We start from the raw sequence: 14,149 nt of genomic DNA, 5'->3' as shown, positions 1-14,149 counted from the left end.
TGCCTTCGTTGACTCTCCCCCATCGGGGGGCGATGCTTTCACAAATTTCCGACAGGCCATGAACGATCGCTTTCACTACGACGCTCTCGTCGACGATGCGCTGCGCAGCGTCGTGCGACGCGTGCTGACTCAGGTCGCGGAAACGGGACTGCCGGGCTCGCACCATTTCTACATCAGCTTCCGCAGCACCGATCCCGGCGTGGAACTGCCGGATTATCTTCGGGCGAAGTATCCCGACGAGATGACTATCGTGCTCCAGCACCAGTACTGGGACCTGATCATCCGCGAAGACGATTTCGAGGTCACGGTCAGCTTCAACAAGCTGCAGGAGCGCATAAAGGTGCCGTTCGCCGCGCTCTCGGCCTTCGTCGATCCGTCGGTCCGCTTCGGCCTGCAGTTCGATCGCCGCGACAAGGCCACGGGGGAGAAGCTCTCCGCCGAGAAACCGGAAGGCGCAGCCGCGCCGACCCCGCTGCCCGTGCCGGAGAAGCGGCCGGCGCCGCCTGTCCAGGAAGGCGAGACCGCCGCGACCGAGGGCGACGCCACGACCGCCGAACCGCCCAAGCCCGAGGATGCGGCCTCCAAGGTCGTCAAGCTCGACAGCTTCCGAAAGAAGTAGGTAGACGCCGCCGCCCGGCTGCGGCAGGAAACCGGCGCCCCGACAGGGTCGCCAGGAGAGAAGACGCATGCCCGAGTTCCAGTTTCAGGAAATGTTCCCGAGCCACGAGGACACGACGCCCTACCGCAAGCTCACCTCTGACTTCGTCGGCACCACCAGGTTCAACGGCCGCGACGTCCTCACCGTCGCGCCCGAGGCCCTGACCACCCTGACAGCCGCGGCCTTCCACGACATTTCCCACCTGCTGCGCCCGGGCCACCTCCAGCAGCTGCGCAACATCCTCGACGACGGCGAGGCCTCGGCCAACGACCGCTACGTGGCGCTCGAACTGCTGAAGAACGCCAACATCTCGGCCGGCGGCGTGCTGCCGATGTGCCAGGACACCGGCACCGCCATCGTCATGGCCAAGAAGGGCCAGGCGGTGTGGACCGGCGGCGGCGACGAGGAAGCGATCGCCAAGGGCGTCTACAAGACCTACACCGAGACCAACCTGCGCTATTCGCAGGTCTCGCCGCTGTCGATGTTCAAGGAAGTGCAGACCGGCACGAACCTGCCGGCGCAGATCGACATCTATGCGACCGACGGCGACGCCTACAAGTTCCTGTTCGTCGCCAAGGGCGGCGGCTCGGCCAACAAGACCTACCTGCACCAGCAGACGCCGGCCGTGCTGAACGAGGCCTCGCTGCTCAAGTTCCTCGACACCCAGATCCGCACGCTCGGCACCGCCGCCTGCCCGCCCTATCATCTGGCCATCGTGGTTGGCGGCACCTCCGCGGAGATGAACCTCAAGACGGTGAAGCTCGCCTCGACGCGCTACCTCGACGACCTGCCCAGCGAGGGCAACAACAAGGGCGTGGCCATCCGCGATCGCGAGATGGAGCAGAAGGTGCTGGAGCTCACGCGCCAGATGGGCATCGGCGCGCAGTTCGGCGGCAAGTATTTCTGCCACGACGTGCGCGTGATCCGCATCGCCCGACACGGCGCCTCGGTGCCGATCGGCATCGGCGTCTCCTGCTCGGCCGACCGCCAGGCCGTCGGCAAGATCACGAAGGACGGCGTCTTCCTCGAACAGCTCGAACACAATCCGGCGCAGTTCCTGCCCGAGATCGAGCCGGCGCAGCTCTCGGGCGACGTCGTCTCGGTCGATCTGAACAAGGGCATGGCCCACACGCTGTCGGTGCTGACGAAGCATCCGGTGAAGACCCGCGTGAACCTCAGCGGCACGCTGATCGTGGCGCGCGACTCCGCGCACGCCAAGCTCAAGGAGCGTCTCGATCGCGGCGAGGGTCTGCCGGACTATTTCAAGCAGTTCCCAGTCTATTACGCCGGCCCCGCCAAGACGCCGACCGGCATGGCCTCGGGCTCGTTCGGCCCGACCACGGCCGGCCGCATGGATTCCTATGTCGACCTCTTCCAGGCCAATGGCGGCTCGATGGTCATGCTGGCCAAGGGCAACCGCAGCAAGCAGGTCGTCGACGCCTGCCGCAAGCACAAGGGCTTCTATCTCGGCTCGATCGGCGGCCCGGCCGCCATCCTGGCCCAGGACGTCATCAAGAAGGTCGAGGTGCTGGAGTATCCGGAGCTCGGCATGGAAGCGATCTGGCGCATCCAGGTTGAGAACTTCCCGGCCTTCATCATCACCGACGACAAGGGCAACGACTTCTTCAGCGACCTGAAGATCTGAGGTTCGACGTAAAGGTCCCTCTCAAGACCGTGTCTTGTCGATCCACACGCCGCCGGTGCGGGCGTTGATGACGCGCAGCCAGGTGCCGTGGCACCCGAGGACGCGGAAGCTCTCCGCGTCGCCTTCGGACATCGCCAGCTGGCTGCCCATCGGCCCCGGCAGGCTGTAGAGCGCGCGGCCCGGCACGACATCGACCCAGAGCTGGTCCGCCGGCACCCAGCCATCGAGTTGTGGAGCGTCCGCGACCGCGACGTGCGCCCAGCCGCTCTGGCCGCCGGACAGGATGAGCGCAGCGTCCCCCCGAAGCGCCCCGATCGCGGGCGAGAGCAGCGTCGGCCCCGACCTCAGCGCGAGCATGTCGCCCGGCGGCAGGAGCGAATGGACGTCGACAGGCGTGCACGATCCGGCCGGGCCGGTTCTGGCGTCGACCGAACGCTCGACGACGGCAAAACCGGCCAGCACGGCAAGCGTGCCGATCATGGCGCGAATCATCGTAGCCCTTCCCACAATGTGCCGGCTGCCCCGGCAGCCGGCCCCCCATCCGCCGTCCTTCTAGGATCACGGTGCAGCGGAGTCGCGGCAGGGTTTGTAAGAATTGTTTTCCGGCCTGCGCTACACTTCCCGCCATGAACCTCGCCAAGCAGCATCTCGACATCGGCCTGTTCTCGAACAAGCGCGACGAACAACTCGCCTTCTGGCAGCAGACGGTCGGTCTGCCCTACGATCACATGGGCAAGCTCGGCGGCGGTATGCAGCAGCACCGCCACCACATGAACGGCTCGATCCTGAAGATGAATCATGCGCGCGGGCCCCTGCCCGACGCACCGCCCTCCGGCATCATCGGCCTCGAGATCGCGCGCGAGGGGCTGGCGGCGCCGCAGCCTCTGGCCGATCCGGACGGCAACAAGGTGACCCTGGTGCCCAAGGGCCCGGCCGGTGTCGACGGCGTCGCCATCCTGCTACGAGTCAACGATCCCGCCGCCCACGACCGCTTCTGGACGCACGCCATGCAGTTCGAGCGCGCGGGCGAGGGCCGCTATCGCTGCGGCGACTCGCTTGTCGTGGTGGCCGAGCGCGGAAAAGTCGAGAGCGCGGTCGGCCAGTGGCGCGGCCCCGGCTATCGTTACATGACGGTGCAGGTGTGGGATTGCCTGGCCGAGTATGCCGGCATTCTGGAGCGCGGCGGCGCCTCGGGGGGCGAGCCGCGCGTGCTGGGTGAGACGGTGCGCTATGCGTTCGTCTGCGATCCCGACGGCAACCACATCGAGATCAGCCAGCGCGCTTCGTTGACGGGCGGGACGCTCTAGGCGCCCCGCCGGCTTGGAGCCTTAGCGCTTGCCCTTGCGGGCCTTGCGGGCGGCGTAGCGGGCGTCGCGAGCGGCCTTCTGCTCGGCCTCGGTCAGCACTGGCTTGGCAGCGGCCCGTCGGGCGGCACGCTCGGCCTCCGCGGCTTCGGCCGCCGCAGCGGCTTCTGCTGCCGCTGCTGCAGCCTCTGCGGCTGCCTTTGCAGCGGCCGCGTCGGCCGCTTCCTTTGCCGCCGCCAGTTCTGCAGCGATGCGCGCGTCTTCCAGCCGCTTGGCTTCCCGGCGCTCGGCCTCGCGCGCCTCGCGGGCGGCCGCGATGGCGGCGCGCTCGGCCTGCTTCTTGATCAGTTCCGGATCGTTGGCCTTGGCCTTGGCCTTCTCGAGCAAGGCCTGCTTGGCCGCCGCGGCGGTCGCAAGGCGATCGCCGAAATCCACGTTCCTGCCGCTCATGTCCTAGTCTTTACTCCGCCGCCGCAGCGGCCTGCTTCTTGGCGCGCTTGCGGTCCTCGGCATTGAGGTAACGCTTGCGCAGCCGGATCGATTTCGGGGTGATCTCGACCAGTTCATCTTCCTCAATATAGGCGATTGCCTGCTCGAGCGACATCTTGCGCGGCGGCGTGAGGCGGACGGCCTCGTCCTTGCCGGCGGCACGGATGTTGGTGAGCTGCTTGCCCTTGAGGACGTTCACTTCGAGGTCGTTGCCGCGGCTGTGCTCGCCGATCACCATGCCCATGTAAACGGGCACGCCGGGCTCGATGAACATCGGGCCGCGATCCTCGAGGTTCCACATCGCGTACATCACCGCGTTGCCCGCGGCATTGGCGATCAGCGCACCGTTGCGACGGCCGGCGATCGGGCCGCGATAGGCGCCGTATTCGTGGAACAGGCGGTTCATCACGCCGGTGCCGCGCGTGTCGGTCAGAAACTCACCGTGATAGCCGATCAGGCCGCGCGACGGGGCGTAGAACACCAGGCGGGTCTTGCCGGCGCCCGACGGGCGCATGTCCTGCAGCTCGCCCTTGCGCAGCGAGATCTGCTCGACGACGGCACCGGTATAGGCGTCGTCGACGTCGATCACGACTTCCTCGATCGGCTCCTGGCGCTGGCCGGTGACCGGATCGGTCTGGAACAGCACGCGCGGACGGCCGACGGCGAGTTCGAAGCCCTCGCGGCGCATCGTCTCGATCAGCACGCCGAGCTGCAATTCGCCGCGACCGGCGACTTCGTAGGAATCGGCGTTCTCGGTGTCGCTGACGCGGATCGCGACGTTGCCTTCCGCCTCGCGCATCAGGCGCGCGCGGATCATGCGGGTCGTGACCTTGTCGCCTTCGGTGCCGGCGAGCGGCGAGTCGTTGACCATGAAAGTCATGGCGAGAGTCGGCGGATCGATCGGCTGAGAGTGTATCGGCTCGGAGATCGTCAGATCACCGATCGTGTCGGCCACGGTGGCGACCTTCATGCCGGCAATGGCCACGATGTCGCCGGCCTCTGCCGACTCGAGCGCCACACGCTCGAGGCCGCGGAAGGCCAGGATACGCGTGATACGGGTCTGCTCGAGTTCCGTGCCGTCGCGGCTCAGCGCCTTGACCATCGAGTTGGGCTTGATCGAACCCGACAGGATACGGCCTGTCAGGATGCGGCCCAGGAAGTTGTCGGCCTCGAGCGTCGTCACCAGCATGCGGAACGCCGGATCGGGATCGACCTTCGGCGCCGGCACGTGGTTCACCAGCAGCTCGAACAGCGGGTTCATGTCCGTGTGCTCGGCCTCGAGCGAGGTCGCGGCCCAGCCCTGGCGGGCCGAGGCGAAGAGCGTCGGGAAGTCGAGCTGCTCGTCGGAAGCCTCGAGCGCCGAGAAGAGATCGAACACCTCGTCGTGCACTTCGTGGGCGCGGGCGTCCGAGCGGTCGACCTTGTTGATCAGCACGATCGGCTTCAGGCCGAGGCGCAGCGCCTTGCCGAGCACGAACTTGGTCTGCGGCAGCGGCCCTTCGGCAGCGTCGACCAGCAGCACGACACCGTCGACCATCGACAGGATGCGCTCGACCTCGCCGCCGAAATCGGCGTGGCCGGGCGTGTCGACGATGTTGATACGCGTGCCATGCCATTCGACCGAAGTCGCCTTGGCCAGGATGGTGATACCCCGTTCGCGTTCGAGGTCGTTCGAATCCATGGCGCGCTCGGCCACCTGCTGGTTCTCGCGGAACGTGCCGCTCTGCTTCAGCAGGCAATCGACCAGTGTGGTCTTGCCATGGTCGACGTGCGCGATGATCGCGACGTTACGGATTTCCATAATGATTTGTCCGGAGGGTTGGTTGGGCGCGCTTATACGCACGCTCTGTGACGGCGGCAAGGCAGGTTGAGGAGGCGTGTTGCCGCTGCCGGGGCCCGCTGCCACAGTCCCGTCATGCGTAAACGCTCGGTCACCATCGACGGCCACCGCACCAGCATCTCGCTGGAAGATGCCTTCTGGAGCGAGCTTTCAGCCCTCTCCCAGGCGCGCGGCCTGTCGCTCAACGCTCTGGTCGCGGAGATCGACCGCGGCCGGGCACAGGAGCTCACCAACCTGTCGAGCGCCCTGCGGCTCTATGTACTCCACGAGTTGAGGCAAAGCACGATCAGTCGAGATTGAAGCCCTTGGCGCGCACGAATGCGCCGAAATCGGCACGCTCCGGAACCGAATATTGCCGGGCCTTGTCCTCGGACCAGCCATAGGCCGGGTCCTCGCCAAATTTCTCTACGAAGCGCTGGGTTTTGTAGGGCTGGGTCTCGTTGCGCCGCCGGTCGTAGGCCTCGACCTTCCCCTGGAGGCCCGTCTCGTCGTAGCGATCGCGATGAATCGACACGTCGAGCCCCAGCCGCGGGCTCATCACGCCCTCGAAGGACGGCCAGCCGACACCGAGGCCGGCCACCGGAAAGACGTGCGGCGGCAGGCCCAGCACCTCGGAAACCCGGGCCGCCTGGTTGCGGATCTGGCTGATCGGGCAGGTCCCGAGCCCAACCCGGTCGGCGGCGGCGATGAAGGTCGCCAGCACGATGCCGGCATCGACGGCAGCATTGAAGAACGGGTCGAGATGGTCGTTCACGAAGGGCCGGCCGCGCCAATCGAACAGCAGCCGGTGGCGGCGGTTGTTGCCGCAGAACACCAGCAGCGCCGGGCCGGCGGCGGCCCACGGATTCTCCGGGATCAGGGCCTGGAGCTTCTCGCGCTGTTCCTTGTCGGTGACGATCACGATGTCGGCCTGCTGCAGGTCGCTCTTGGACGGCGCCGACAGCGCCACGGCGCAGAGCGTGTCCAGCAGCGCCGGATCGAGCGGCTTGTCGGAATAGCGCCGCACGACGCGGCGGTTCGCCATCTCGGCCAGGACATCGACGCCCTTCGGCGCCTCCGACAGAGGGGGCGCGGAACCGAACCGCGCCTTGAGCACGGACTTCAAACGATCAAGCACGGGAACTCCTAACGGCCGAAAATATTGGGGATCGGAATGTTGGGGATCAGCGAGCGCGGCTGCCCCGGCAGGATCTGCTCCAGCTGCTGCAGCTGCTGCGCGCCCGGCAGGGTGCTGGCCATGCCCGGCGGGTCCTTGGCACTGCCGCGCGAGACGCCGAGCGACGGCGAGGACATCGCGCCCCGTGCCGTCGTGATCAGGTAGGGCGCCGACCCGTCCTCGGCGATGTAGAAATTGACCGTCGTGTCGGTGGTCGAGGCGCCGAGATTGGTGCGCGTGGAGATCCGTGCCGTCGCGCGATTGCCTTGCACCGCCAGCCCCTTGTCGGTCAGCACGCCACCCGCGATGTCGACATGGCCCGAGATCGGGCTGTCGTGGTTGACGAAGCGATTCAACACCAGCGAGATCGCGTTCAGCATGCTGGTGGGCGACATCCCGCGCTGGCCGACGGCGCCCAGCACGTTACCCAGGGTCTGGTCGATCACCGTGCTGGCCGCACCGGCCGCCACCGAGCCCAGCATCTGCAGCGCCTTGTCGGCGCCGACGAAGATGTGCCCGCCGAGCTGCGCGCCGCCTGCCATCGAAGCCCTGATCTGGTTGGAGGTCGTGCCGCTGCCGCGCAGGGTGATGCCGTTGGCGTTCAGCTTGCCGTCGATCGTGACCTTGATGGCGCCGCCGAACTGGTTCGAGCCGGAGGTGCTGCGCAGCATCTCGCCCAGGATGATTCCGTTGGCGTCTCCCTTGAAGTCGAGGGAGAGCGCCGGCTGGGTGGCGTTGACCGTCCCTGCGAGCGCCAGCGAACCGCCATAGAGCGAGCCCTTGAAGTGCTGCACCGTGAGGATGCCGTCCTTCAGCGAAGCCGAAAGGTCGGCGTTGCCGATGCGCAGCGGCGAACTGACCAGGGTGCCGGCCACCAGCTTCAGCGAGCCGTCGATGCTGCGCAAGGCCGCCGTGTCGATCGGCTTGCCGGCCGCCTGGCCTCGCGCAGCCGGTCGCGCCGGCGCTCCCCCGCTGCCGCCGATCCGGTCGAGATCGAGCACGCCGGCGCGCAGGTCGGCATTGATCGTGGTGCGGCCGGACAGGCGGGCATCGATCGAGCCGTCGAGCGCCTGGCCGTTGAGCACCAGGTTGCCCTTGTAGGCGGCCAACTGCGGCAAGCCCTTGGAGGCGCCGGGCAGCGCCAGGGTGCCGTTCGCCTTCACGCTCTGGCCCAGGACGTTGACGTTGAGATCACGCAGCGTGAGCTGCTCGGCCGTGCCCGCGACGCCGCCGCTCGCGCTCACCGCGCCGAGATCGGCCGGCGCCGTGGTGCCGGCGACCTTGAGCACGCGGCTCATGTCGGGCGCCTCGAAATTGAAGGCGATGTCGGCCCGCGGCTGTGGTGCCGAATAATTGGCGACGGTGCCGCGCACTGCGAGACGGCCGCCTCCCAGGTTCGAGACCTTGATGTCGTTCAGCCGCAGCGTGCTGCCCTGCAGCGCCACGTCGACATCGACACCCTGGATCGTCTCCTTGTTGTAGATGAGCCTGGCCACCTTGGCCTTGAGGCCAACCGAGGGGCCGGCCACGGCAAGCGCCGAAGGCGGGGCGGACGCACCGGAGGCAGCAGCAGGCTTCTGCCGCGCCGCGACCGGGACCAGGAAGGAATCGAGGTCGAGCGTGTCGAGACTGACGCTGGTCACGATCGACAGCGGGACGGTGAAGGTGACCGTCACGCCGCCGCTGCCCTTGAGATCGTCGAGCTCGAAGACGGCATCGCTCACCTGCACGTTGCCGCCGGTCGAGGACATGCGGCCGCGCAGGCTCAGCTTCTGCAGCTTGGAGGGCGGCACCGACGACAGGTCGACGGCGAGCCAGGACAGGGTTTCGCGCAGCTTCGGCCCGACCAGGCTGAACTGCCCGGTGACGCCGGGCCGCGCGGCATCGCCCGTCAGGGTCGACTGCGCCTGCAGGACCATGTCGCCGGGCAGCGTGGCGGTGAGCTTCGGCACCGCCACGGCGCCAGCCTTGGCATCGATCTCCAGCACGACGTTGCGGACCGGCTGCTTGTTATAGATCACCTCGCCGACCTCGAAGGCGACCTTGGCCGTGAGATCCCCGAGGTAGCTCTGCGACGTCGCAGCGGGTGCGCTCGCGGGCGCCGCAGCGGGAGCAGAGGGCGTTGAGCCAGACGCGGGCTGGATCGCGGCCAGCCACCGGTCGAGGTCGAGCTTGGGCACGGCAAGCTTGCCCTCGACGGCGAGCGTGGGCTTCAGCGCGACCGAAAGCGATCCCGAGCCGCTGTCCTGGCCCAGGGCGATCTTGAAATCCCGTGCGGCAAACGCCGTCTGCGAAACGTCGATGCCGCCGTCGAAGCTGAACTTGCCGGCAAGAATCGCCGGCAGGATGGGCTCGGGCTGACCGGCGAGTTTGACCAGGGTGCCGACGAAGGTCGTGAGCTGCTCGGCCGAAGCGGAGGCCACGCCGGAAATCTTCGCGGCCACGCCCAACTCGCTCAGCGTGCCCTTGAAGCCGAGCTTGCCGCCGCCCGCCTGCAGGGAGAGGTCGGCCGTGTGGCCGTTGCTGCCGCGCGCGCCGACCGCGAGGTCGAGCCTGAGCGGCGTGCCGTTGACCGAGGCGTCGCCCGCCAGCGAATAGGGACCGTCGATCGAGCCGACCGAAGCCGTGAAGTTCGCCTTCTCGGCGACCACCGATACGCCTGCCTTCGAATCGCTGAAGATCAGCGTGCCGTTGTCGATGGTGAGCCGGCCGAGCGACAGCGGCCGCGGCGAGCTGGGTTTGGCCGCGGCGGGTTTGGCTTCCGCGACCGACGGCGCAAACTCCCAGTTCGGCTTACCCTCGGCATTGATCTCCAGCACGATCTTGGGTTCGACCAGCGTCACCTCGCTGACCTCGATGCTGCCGACCAGCAGGGCCAGCAGCGAAGGCTTCACGGTGACCGACTTCACCTCGACCATGTTGGCGTTCTTGGAGCCGGCGACGTTGAAGAACTTCACGCCGGTCACCGTCACGGTCGGCGTGGGCAGCAGCGACAGCGAGATCGGCCCGTCGATCACCAGATCGCGCCCGGTCGCCGTCTTCACCTGCGAGACGATCAGCGGCTTGTAGGAATTGACGTTGATCAGGGCGGGCAAGGCCACGAGGGCCACGATCAGCAGGGCGACGATGCCGCCGCCGCCGATCAGGAGACGCTTGCGGGTGGTCGGTGTCATGGCTGGGCTCCCCGGTCCGGCGCGGCGAGACTAGCGCATCGGTGCCGAGCGCGGCATAGAGAAATCCATGGCCGAGATCGTCAACCTGCGACGCGCCCGCAAGGACAAGGCGAAACGCGAACGCGAGACGGAAGCCGACGCGAACCGCCGTCGCTTCGGCCGCACGCGCGTGGAGAAGGACGCCGACAAAGACGCCGCGGAGCGCGCCGCGCGTCTGATCGACGGCAAGCGCCTCGAGCCGGAGAAGAAGGACTAATTACCCTCCTCCCCATTCGAATGGGGAGGTGGCGGCGTAATCGCCGACGAAGGGGTCACGTTGTGGTCGTTCGTTCTTCGGCGCTCCCGGACATTGCAAGCAATGTCCTGCCGCTTGGCGGGCCGAGCTTTGCTCGGCCCTAACGCGCCGGCCGATTGATCGCCAGCCGTTCGAAGAAAGTGCGGGTGTTCTCGTCGGCGCCTGGCCCCGCCACCGCGCGCACGTTGGTGAGTTCGAGACGGCGCCCGCTCTCGGCGTCGATCAGCACGGGCTCGAGCGCGCGATTGTCGGCACGATCCACCAGGTCCATCGGCTTGCCGCCGCGGGCGGCCGGGCCAAAGCGGTCGCCCCACTGCTTCAACCCGACGATCACGGTGAACAGCGCCGCTCCCTTTTCGGTCAGGCGGTATTCGTGGCGCAGCGGACGCTGGCGATAGGCGGTCTTGCGGAAGATCCCGGCCTCCACGAGCTTCTTCAGCCGCGCGGTCAGCACGTTGCGCGCGATGCCGAGATTCTCCTGGAAGTCGTCGAAGCGGCGCACGCCGTAGAACGCGTCGCGCACGATCAGCAGCGTCCACGGCTCGCCGACGACATCGAGCGCCGATGCGATCGAGCAGTTCATCTGTTCGTAGGAGGTGCGCCGCATTCGCAAAGTATAGGGCGGCAGGCGCACGGCGCAATCTTGCGCGACGAACACGCTCCCTCAAAAGCAGAACGCCCGGGTCTTTCGACCCGGGCGCCCTTGGACTGTCTCGATGGTTCCGTCGGCTAGTCGCGCGACTGGCCCATGAAGCTCATCAGGAACTGGAACAGGTTCACGAAGTCCAGGTAGAGGCTCAGAGCGCCGAACACGGCGACCTTCTCGATCATGTCCGTGCCCCAGGCCTCGGAATACTGTTCCTTGATCTTCTGGGTGTCGTAGGCGATCAGGCCCGAGAAGATCAGCACGCCGGCTGCGGAGATGATGAAGCTCATCGTGCCCGACGGCCAGATCATGTTGACGAGGCCGGCCAGGATGAGGCCGATCACGCCCATGAACAGGAACTTGCCCATCGCCGTCAGGTCGCGCTTCGTCGTGTAGCCGTAGAGGCTGAGCGCGCCGAAGGCGGCGGCCGTTACGAAGAAGGTGCGCGCGACGCTGGCGCCGGTGTAGCGGAACAGCAGCAGCGACAGGCTGACGCCCATCAAAGCCGTGACCGCCCAGTAGACCGCCTGTACCGCAGTGGTGCTCATCTGAGCGGCGCGGAACGAGGTCAGAAGCAGCAGGCCGAGCGGAGCGAAGATCGCGACCCAGCCCAGCACGTTCAGGCCAACGACGCGACCCGCCTGGACCTGGAAGAACAGGCCGGCGAGTTCCGGGGAGCTGAACAGACCGAAGGCCACGATGCCCGACAGGGCGAGCCCCGAAGCCATGTAGTTGTACACACGCACCATGTGGGCGCGCAGACCGACATCAAACGACGCCTGGTCGGCAACGGTGCCGGCGCGATTGAAGGTGCCGAAGTTCGGATTTACCATTTGGTTTCAAGCCTCCAAGGGGGCCTCGTTTGCCGAGCCCCTTCGACAGATAATCTGGGGTTACAGATCGACTGAATCAATAGCCAAGTAGCGCGACGGGATTCCAATTTGGACCCGTTCCGGAGAACAATTAGTTCACTCATTGCGCAAAAAGGCAAGAGCCCCTGCCCCAAAGGCGGCGGCCGGGAGCGTCGACGGCGGAGCACTCCCAGACCGCGCCACCGAGGTCAACGGCGGGAGGCGCTCAATCCCGTGCAGCCTCGAATGCCTGCTTGGCGGCATTCCGCGCGTTGATGACGTGTTCCTGCGCCGCCTTCCTTGCCTGCCGCGTGTCGCGCGCCGTGATCGCGGCACAAATCGCACTCATCTCGACATAGCTCTGCTTGGCGCGGCCGGGCAGGGACATCGACCGTGCGCGCAGGAAATTCACGCGCGCCTGAAGCCCCGTGAGCGTCTCTTCGATGATCTTGTTGCCACAGTTGCGAAGGATGATGGCGAAGAAGCCGCTCGTGGTGCTGATCTGTTCGCCGGCGGTTTCGCTGCTTCGCGAAGCGCGGCGGAAGGCTTCGAGGTTCGCAGCCAGGTCCTCGAGGTCGTCGTTCGCGATCATGCCTGCGCAGCGCGCGGCCGCCTCGCCCTCGAGAAGTTCTCGCACTTCGTAAATTTCCTCCGCTTCACGCCATGACAGGCGCGATACCTGTGGGCCGCGGTTCGGCACAATATCGATCAGACGCTCGGCTTGCAGGCTACGAAGCGCTTCGCGCAGCAACGGCCTGCTGACCCCGAGCGAGTTGCACAGATCAGCTTCGACGAGCCGGATACCCGGCGTGAAGACGCCCGATAGTATGGCTCCTCGGAGCTTTTCCACGGTCTCTTGCTGGACGCTCTTGCGGCTTACCCGAAGGTCGATTGTTGCTGTCATGCTTGAACCCCGAATGTCGGAGCGTTTGAACCGGCAATTGTTCCGCAAGTCCAGGTCCCGGACCGAGCGACCTTACCAAATGGCACCATAACCACCTGCCCAAACGCATTTCCCAACGCAAGCCGCGCGCCGTCACCTGTGGCTGGCCCAATCGTTGCACAAACTTCAGGCACGGCCGCATTCAGTTGGCGTCGCAACGGTCATATCCATGCTGAATGTAAGATTGTCTGTCAATCTTATTGACAGACGATTTAGCGAGTGATTGGCTACGCACAGAGAAAAGGTCGTCGCGTGATGGCGGATCCTGCCGCCATCGCCGCAGAGCCAGAAGTTTTGAGTGTGGTGCCAATGGCTGATTCAATTCACATGCATCGGATCGACACGGGTAGGATCACGTTGAACGTCCGCGAGATCGGGAATGGCCCGGTTGCGATCTTCCTGCACGGCATCACGTCGAACTCCGCGGTCTGGGATCCTCAACTTCTCGCCTTGAAGGACACGTTGCGCTGCATCTCCGTCGATCAGCGCGGGCATGGCCTCAGCGACAAACCGGAGACGGGCTACGGCGCAAAGGATCTCGCCGCCGATGTCGTCGCCCTCATTAAGGTCCTGAACGCGGGGCCGGCCTTCATCATCGGCCATTCGCTCGGCGCACGTAACGCCGTTGAGGCCGCGGTGATGGCCCCCGATCTCGTTCGCGCCGTGGTGGCCATCGACTTCACGCCCTACATCGAATCCGAGGTGCTGGATCAACTCTCGACGCGCGTAAATGGCGGCGATCGTCTATTCGCGTCGCAAGAGGAGATCGAAGAGTATCTCCAGAACCGATACCCCTTGATGCCGCCGGAAGCGGTGTCCCTGCGCGCAGCATCGGCCTATCAGAAGGTCGATGGCGGCTTCCGGCCGCTCGCGTCGGCGCCGGCCATGGCGCAGACAGCAGAAGGTCTCCGCGAGAATCTGGTGCCGGCGTTCACGTCGGTTTCGCGCCCCACGCTCATCGTACGGGGCGCGCTGAGCAAGCTCGTCTCCGCGACCGCACTCGAGAAGACACGCGAGTTGCGGCCGGATCTGCCGGTGCTGGTGGTCGACAACGTCGACCACTACGTCAATGAAGAAGCGCCGGAGGTCATGACGAAGGCCATTCGTGACTTCACTTCCAGCCACTGAAGCGCAAATCGCTTGCGAGGC

The 14,149-nt window shown here is 66.3% G+C and carries 14 protein-coding genes; 6 read left to right on the top strand and 8 right to left on the bottom strand.

Annotation, left to right across the window (positions count from 1 at the left end; all coding sequences use genetic code 11):
* Positions 1 to 58: 58 nt before the first annotated feature.
* Both ACQY78_RS21280 and ACQY78_RS21275 read left to right on the top strand, forming a co-directional pair.
* Positions 59 to 619, top strand: coding sequence for an SspB family protein (locus ACQY78_RS21280; RefSeq protein ID WP_428678371.1), 561 nt, complete (start codon positions 59 to 61; stop codon positions 617 to 619).
* Positions 620 to 686: 67 nt separating this feature from the next.
* On the top strand, positions 687 to 2,303 hold the full coding sequence (locus ACQY78_RS21275) for a fumarate hydratase (RefSeq protein ID WP_428678368.1): 1,617 nt from the start codon (positions 687 to 689) through the stop codon (positions 2,301 to 2,303).
* A gap of 21 nt (positions 2,304 to 2,324) precedes the next feature.
* On the opposite strand, the gene ACQY78_RS21270 is transcribed toward ACQY78_RS21275, so the two are convergent.
* Positions 2,325 to 2,795, bottom strand: a complete 471-nt coding sequence (locus ACQY78_RS21270; RefSeq protein ID WP_428678365.1) for a hypothetical protein — start codon at positions 2,793 to 2,795, stop codon at positions 2,325 to 2,327.
* Between the two features lie 134 nt (positions 2,796 to 2,929).
* Between ACQY78_RS21270 and ACQY78_RS21265 the strand changes: the two genes are divergently transcribed.
* Positions 2,930 to 3,610 (top strand): VOC family protein, encoded by a 681-nt coding sequence (locus ACQY78_RS21265; RefSeq protein ID WP_428678362.1) that lies wholly within the window; start codon positions 2,930 to 2,932, stop codon positions 3,608 to 3,610.
* 21 nt (positions 3,611 to 3,631) lie between these two features.
* On the opposite strand, the gene ACQY78_RS21260 is transcribed toward ACQY78_RS21265, so the two are convergent.
* Both ACQY78_RS21260 and typA read right to left on the bottom strand, forming a co-directional pair.
* Positions 3,632 to 4,057: a DUF6481 family protein gene (locus ACQY78_RS21260; protein ID WP_428678359.1), complete on the bottom strand. Its 426-nt coding sequence runs from the start codon at positions 4,055 to 4,057 to the stop codon at positions 3,632 to 3,634.
* 10 nt (positions 4,058 to 4,067) lie between these two features.
* A complete protein-coding gene (typA, locus tag ACQY78_RS21255; protein WP_428678357.1) occupies positions 4,068 to 5,897 on the bottom strand; it encodes a translational GTPase TypA in 1,830 nt (609 codons plus the stop codon).
* Between the two features lie 114 nt (positions 5,898 to 6,011).
* Between typA and ACQY78_RS21250 the strand changes: the two genes are divergently transcribed.
* The gene (locus ACQY78_RS21250) at positions 6,012 to 6,236 is read left to right on the top strand and encodes a ribbon-helix-helix domain-containing protein (RefSeq protein WP_428678355.1); all 225 of its coding nucleotides are present in this window, start codon (positions 6,012 to 6,014) and stop codon (positions 6,234 to 6,236) included.
* Here the strand turns inward: ACQY78_RS21250 and ACQY78_RS21245 are convergent.
* Positions 6,223 to 7,053, bottom strand: coding sequence for a nitroreductase family protein (locus ACQY78_RS21245; protein ID WP_428678352.1), 831 nt, complete (start codon positions 7,051 to 7,053; stop codon positions 6,223 to 6,225). The two genes, ACQY78_RS21250 and ACQY78_RS21245, sit on opposite strands and share 14 nt — an antisense overlap.
* Before the next feature lie 8 nt (positions 7,054 to 7,061).
* A complete protein-coding gene (locus tag ACQY78_RS21240; protein ID WP_428678349.1) occupies positions 7,062 to 10,265 on the bottom strand; it encodes an AsmA family protein in 3,204 nt (1,067 codons plus the stop codon).
* A 67-nt stretch (positions 10,266 to 10,332) separates the two neighbouring features.
* Between ACQY78_RS21240 and ACQY78_RS21235 the strand changes: the two genes are divergently transcribed.
* Positions 10,333 to 10,521, top strand: coding sequence for a DUF4169 family protein (locus tag ACQY78_RS21235; RefSeq protein ID WP_428678347.1), 189 nt, complete (start codon positions 10,333 to 10,335; stop codon positions 10,519 to 10,521).
* 139 nt (positions 10,522 to 10,660) lie between these two features.
* Here the strand turns inward: ACQY78_RS21235 and ACQY78_RS21230 are convergent, their stop codons facing one another.
* The 3 genes from ACQY78_RS21230 to ACQY78_RS21220 form a co-directional block, all read right to left on the bottom strand.
* A complete protein-coding gene (locus ACQY78_RS21230; protein WP_428678344.1) occupies positions 10,661 to 11,218 on the bottom strand; it encodes a winged helix-turn-helix transcriptional regulator in 558 nt (185 codons plus the stop codon).
* A gap of 71 nt (positions 11,219 to 11,289) precedes the next feature.
* Complete coding sequence (locus tag ACQY78_RS21225; RefSeq protein ID WP_428678342.1) at positions 11,290 to 12,039, bottom strand: Bax inhibitor-1/YccA family protein; 750 nt, start codon at positions 12,037 to 12,039, stop codon at positions 11,290 to 11,292.
* Between the two features lie 244 nt (positions 12,040 to 12,283).
* Positions 12,284 to 12,961, bottom strand: a complete 678-nt coding sequence (locus ACQY78_RS21220) for a GntR family transcriptional regulator (protein ID WP_428678339.1) — start codon at positions 12,959 to 12,961, stop codon at positions 12,284 to 12,286.
* Between the two features lie 258 nt (positions 12,962 to 13,219).
* Here ACQY78_RS21220 and ACQY78_RS21215 point away from each other — a divergent pair, with 258 nt between their 5' ends.
* Complete coding sequence (locus ACQY78_RS21215; RefSeq protein ID WP_428678336.1) at positions 13,220 to 14,128, top strand: alpha/beta fold hydrolase; 909 nt, start codon at positions 13,220 to 13,222, stop codon at positions 14,126 to 14,128.
* The last annotated feature ends 21 nt before the right edge of the window (positions 14,129 to 14,149 follow it).

This window comes from Reyranella sp. (genome assembly GCF_965279625.1).
Classification (GTDB): Bacteria; Pseudomonadota; Alphaproteobacteria; order Reyranellales; family Reyranellaceae; genus Reyranella.
Note: the sequence above shows the minus strand (reverse complement) of the source record. Positions and strands in the feature narration are given on the sequence as shown.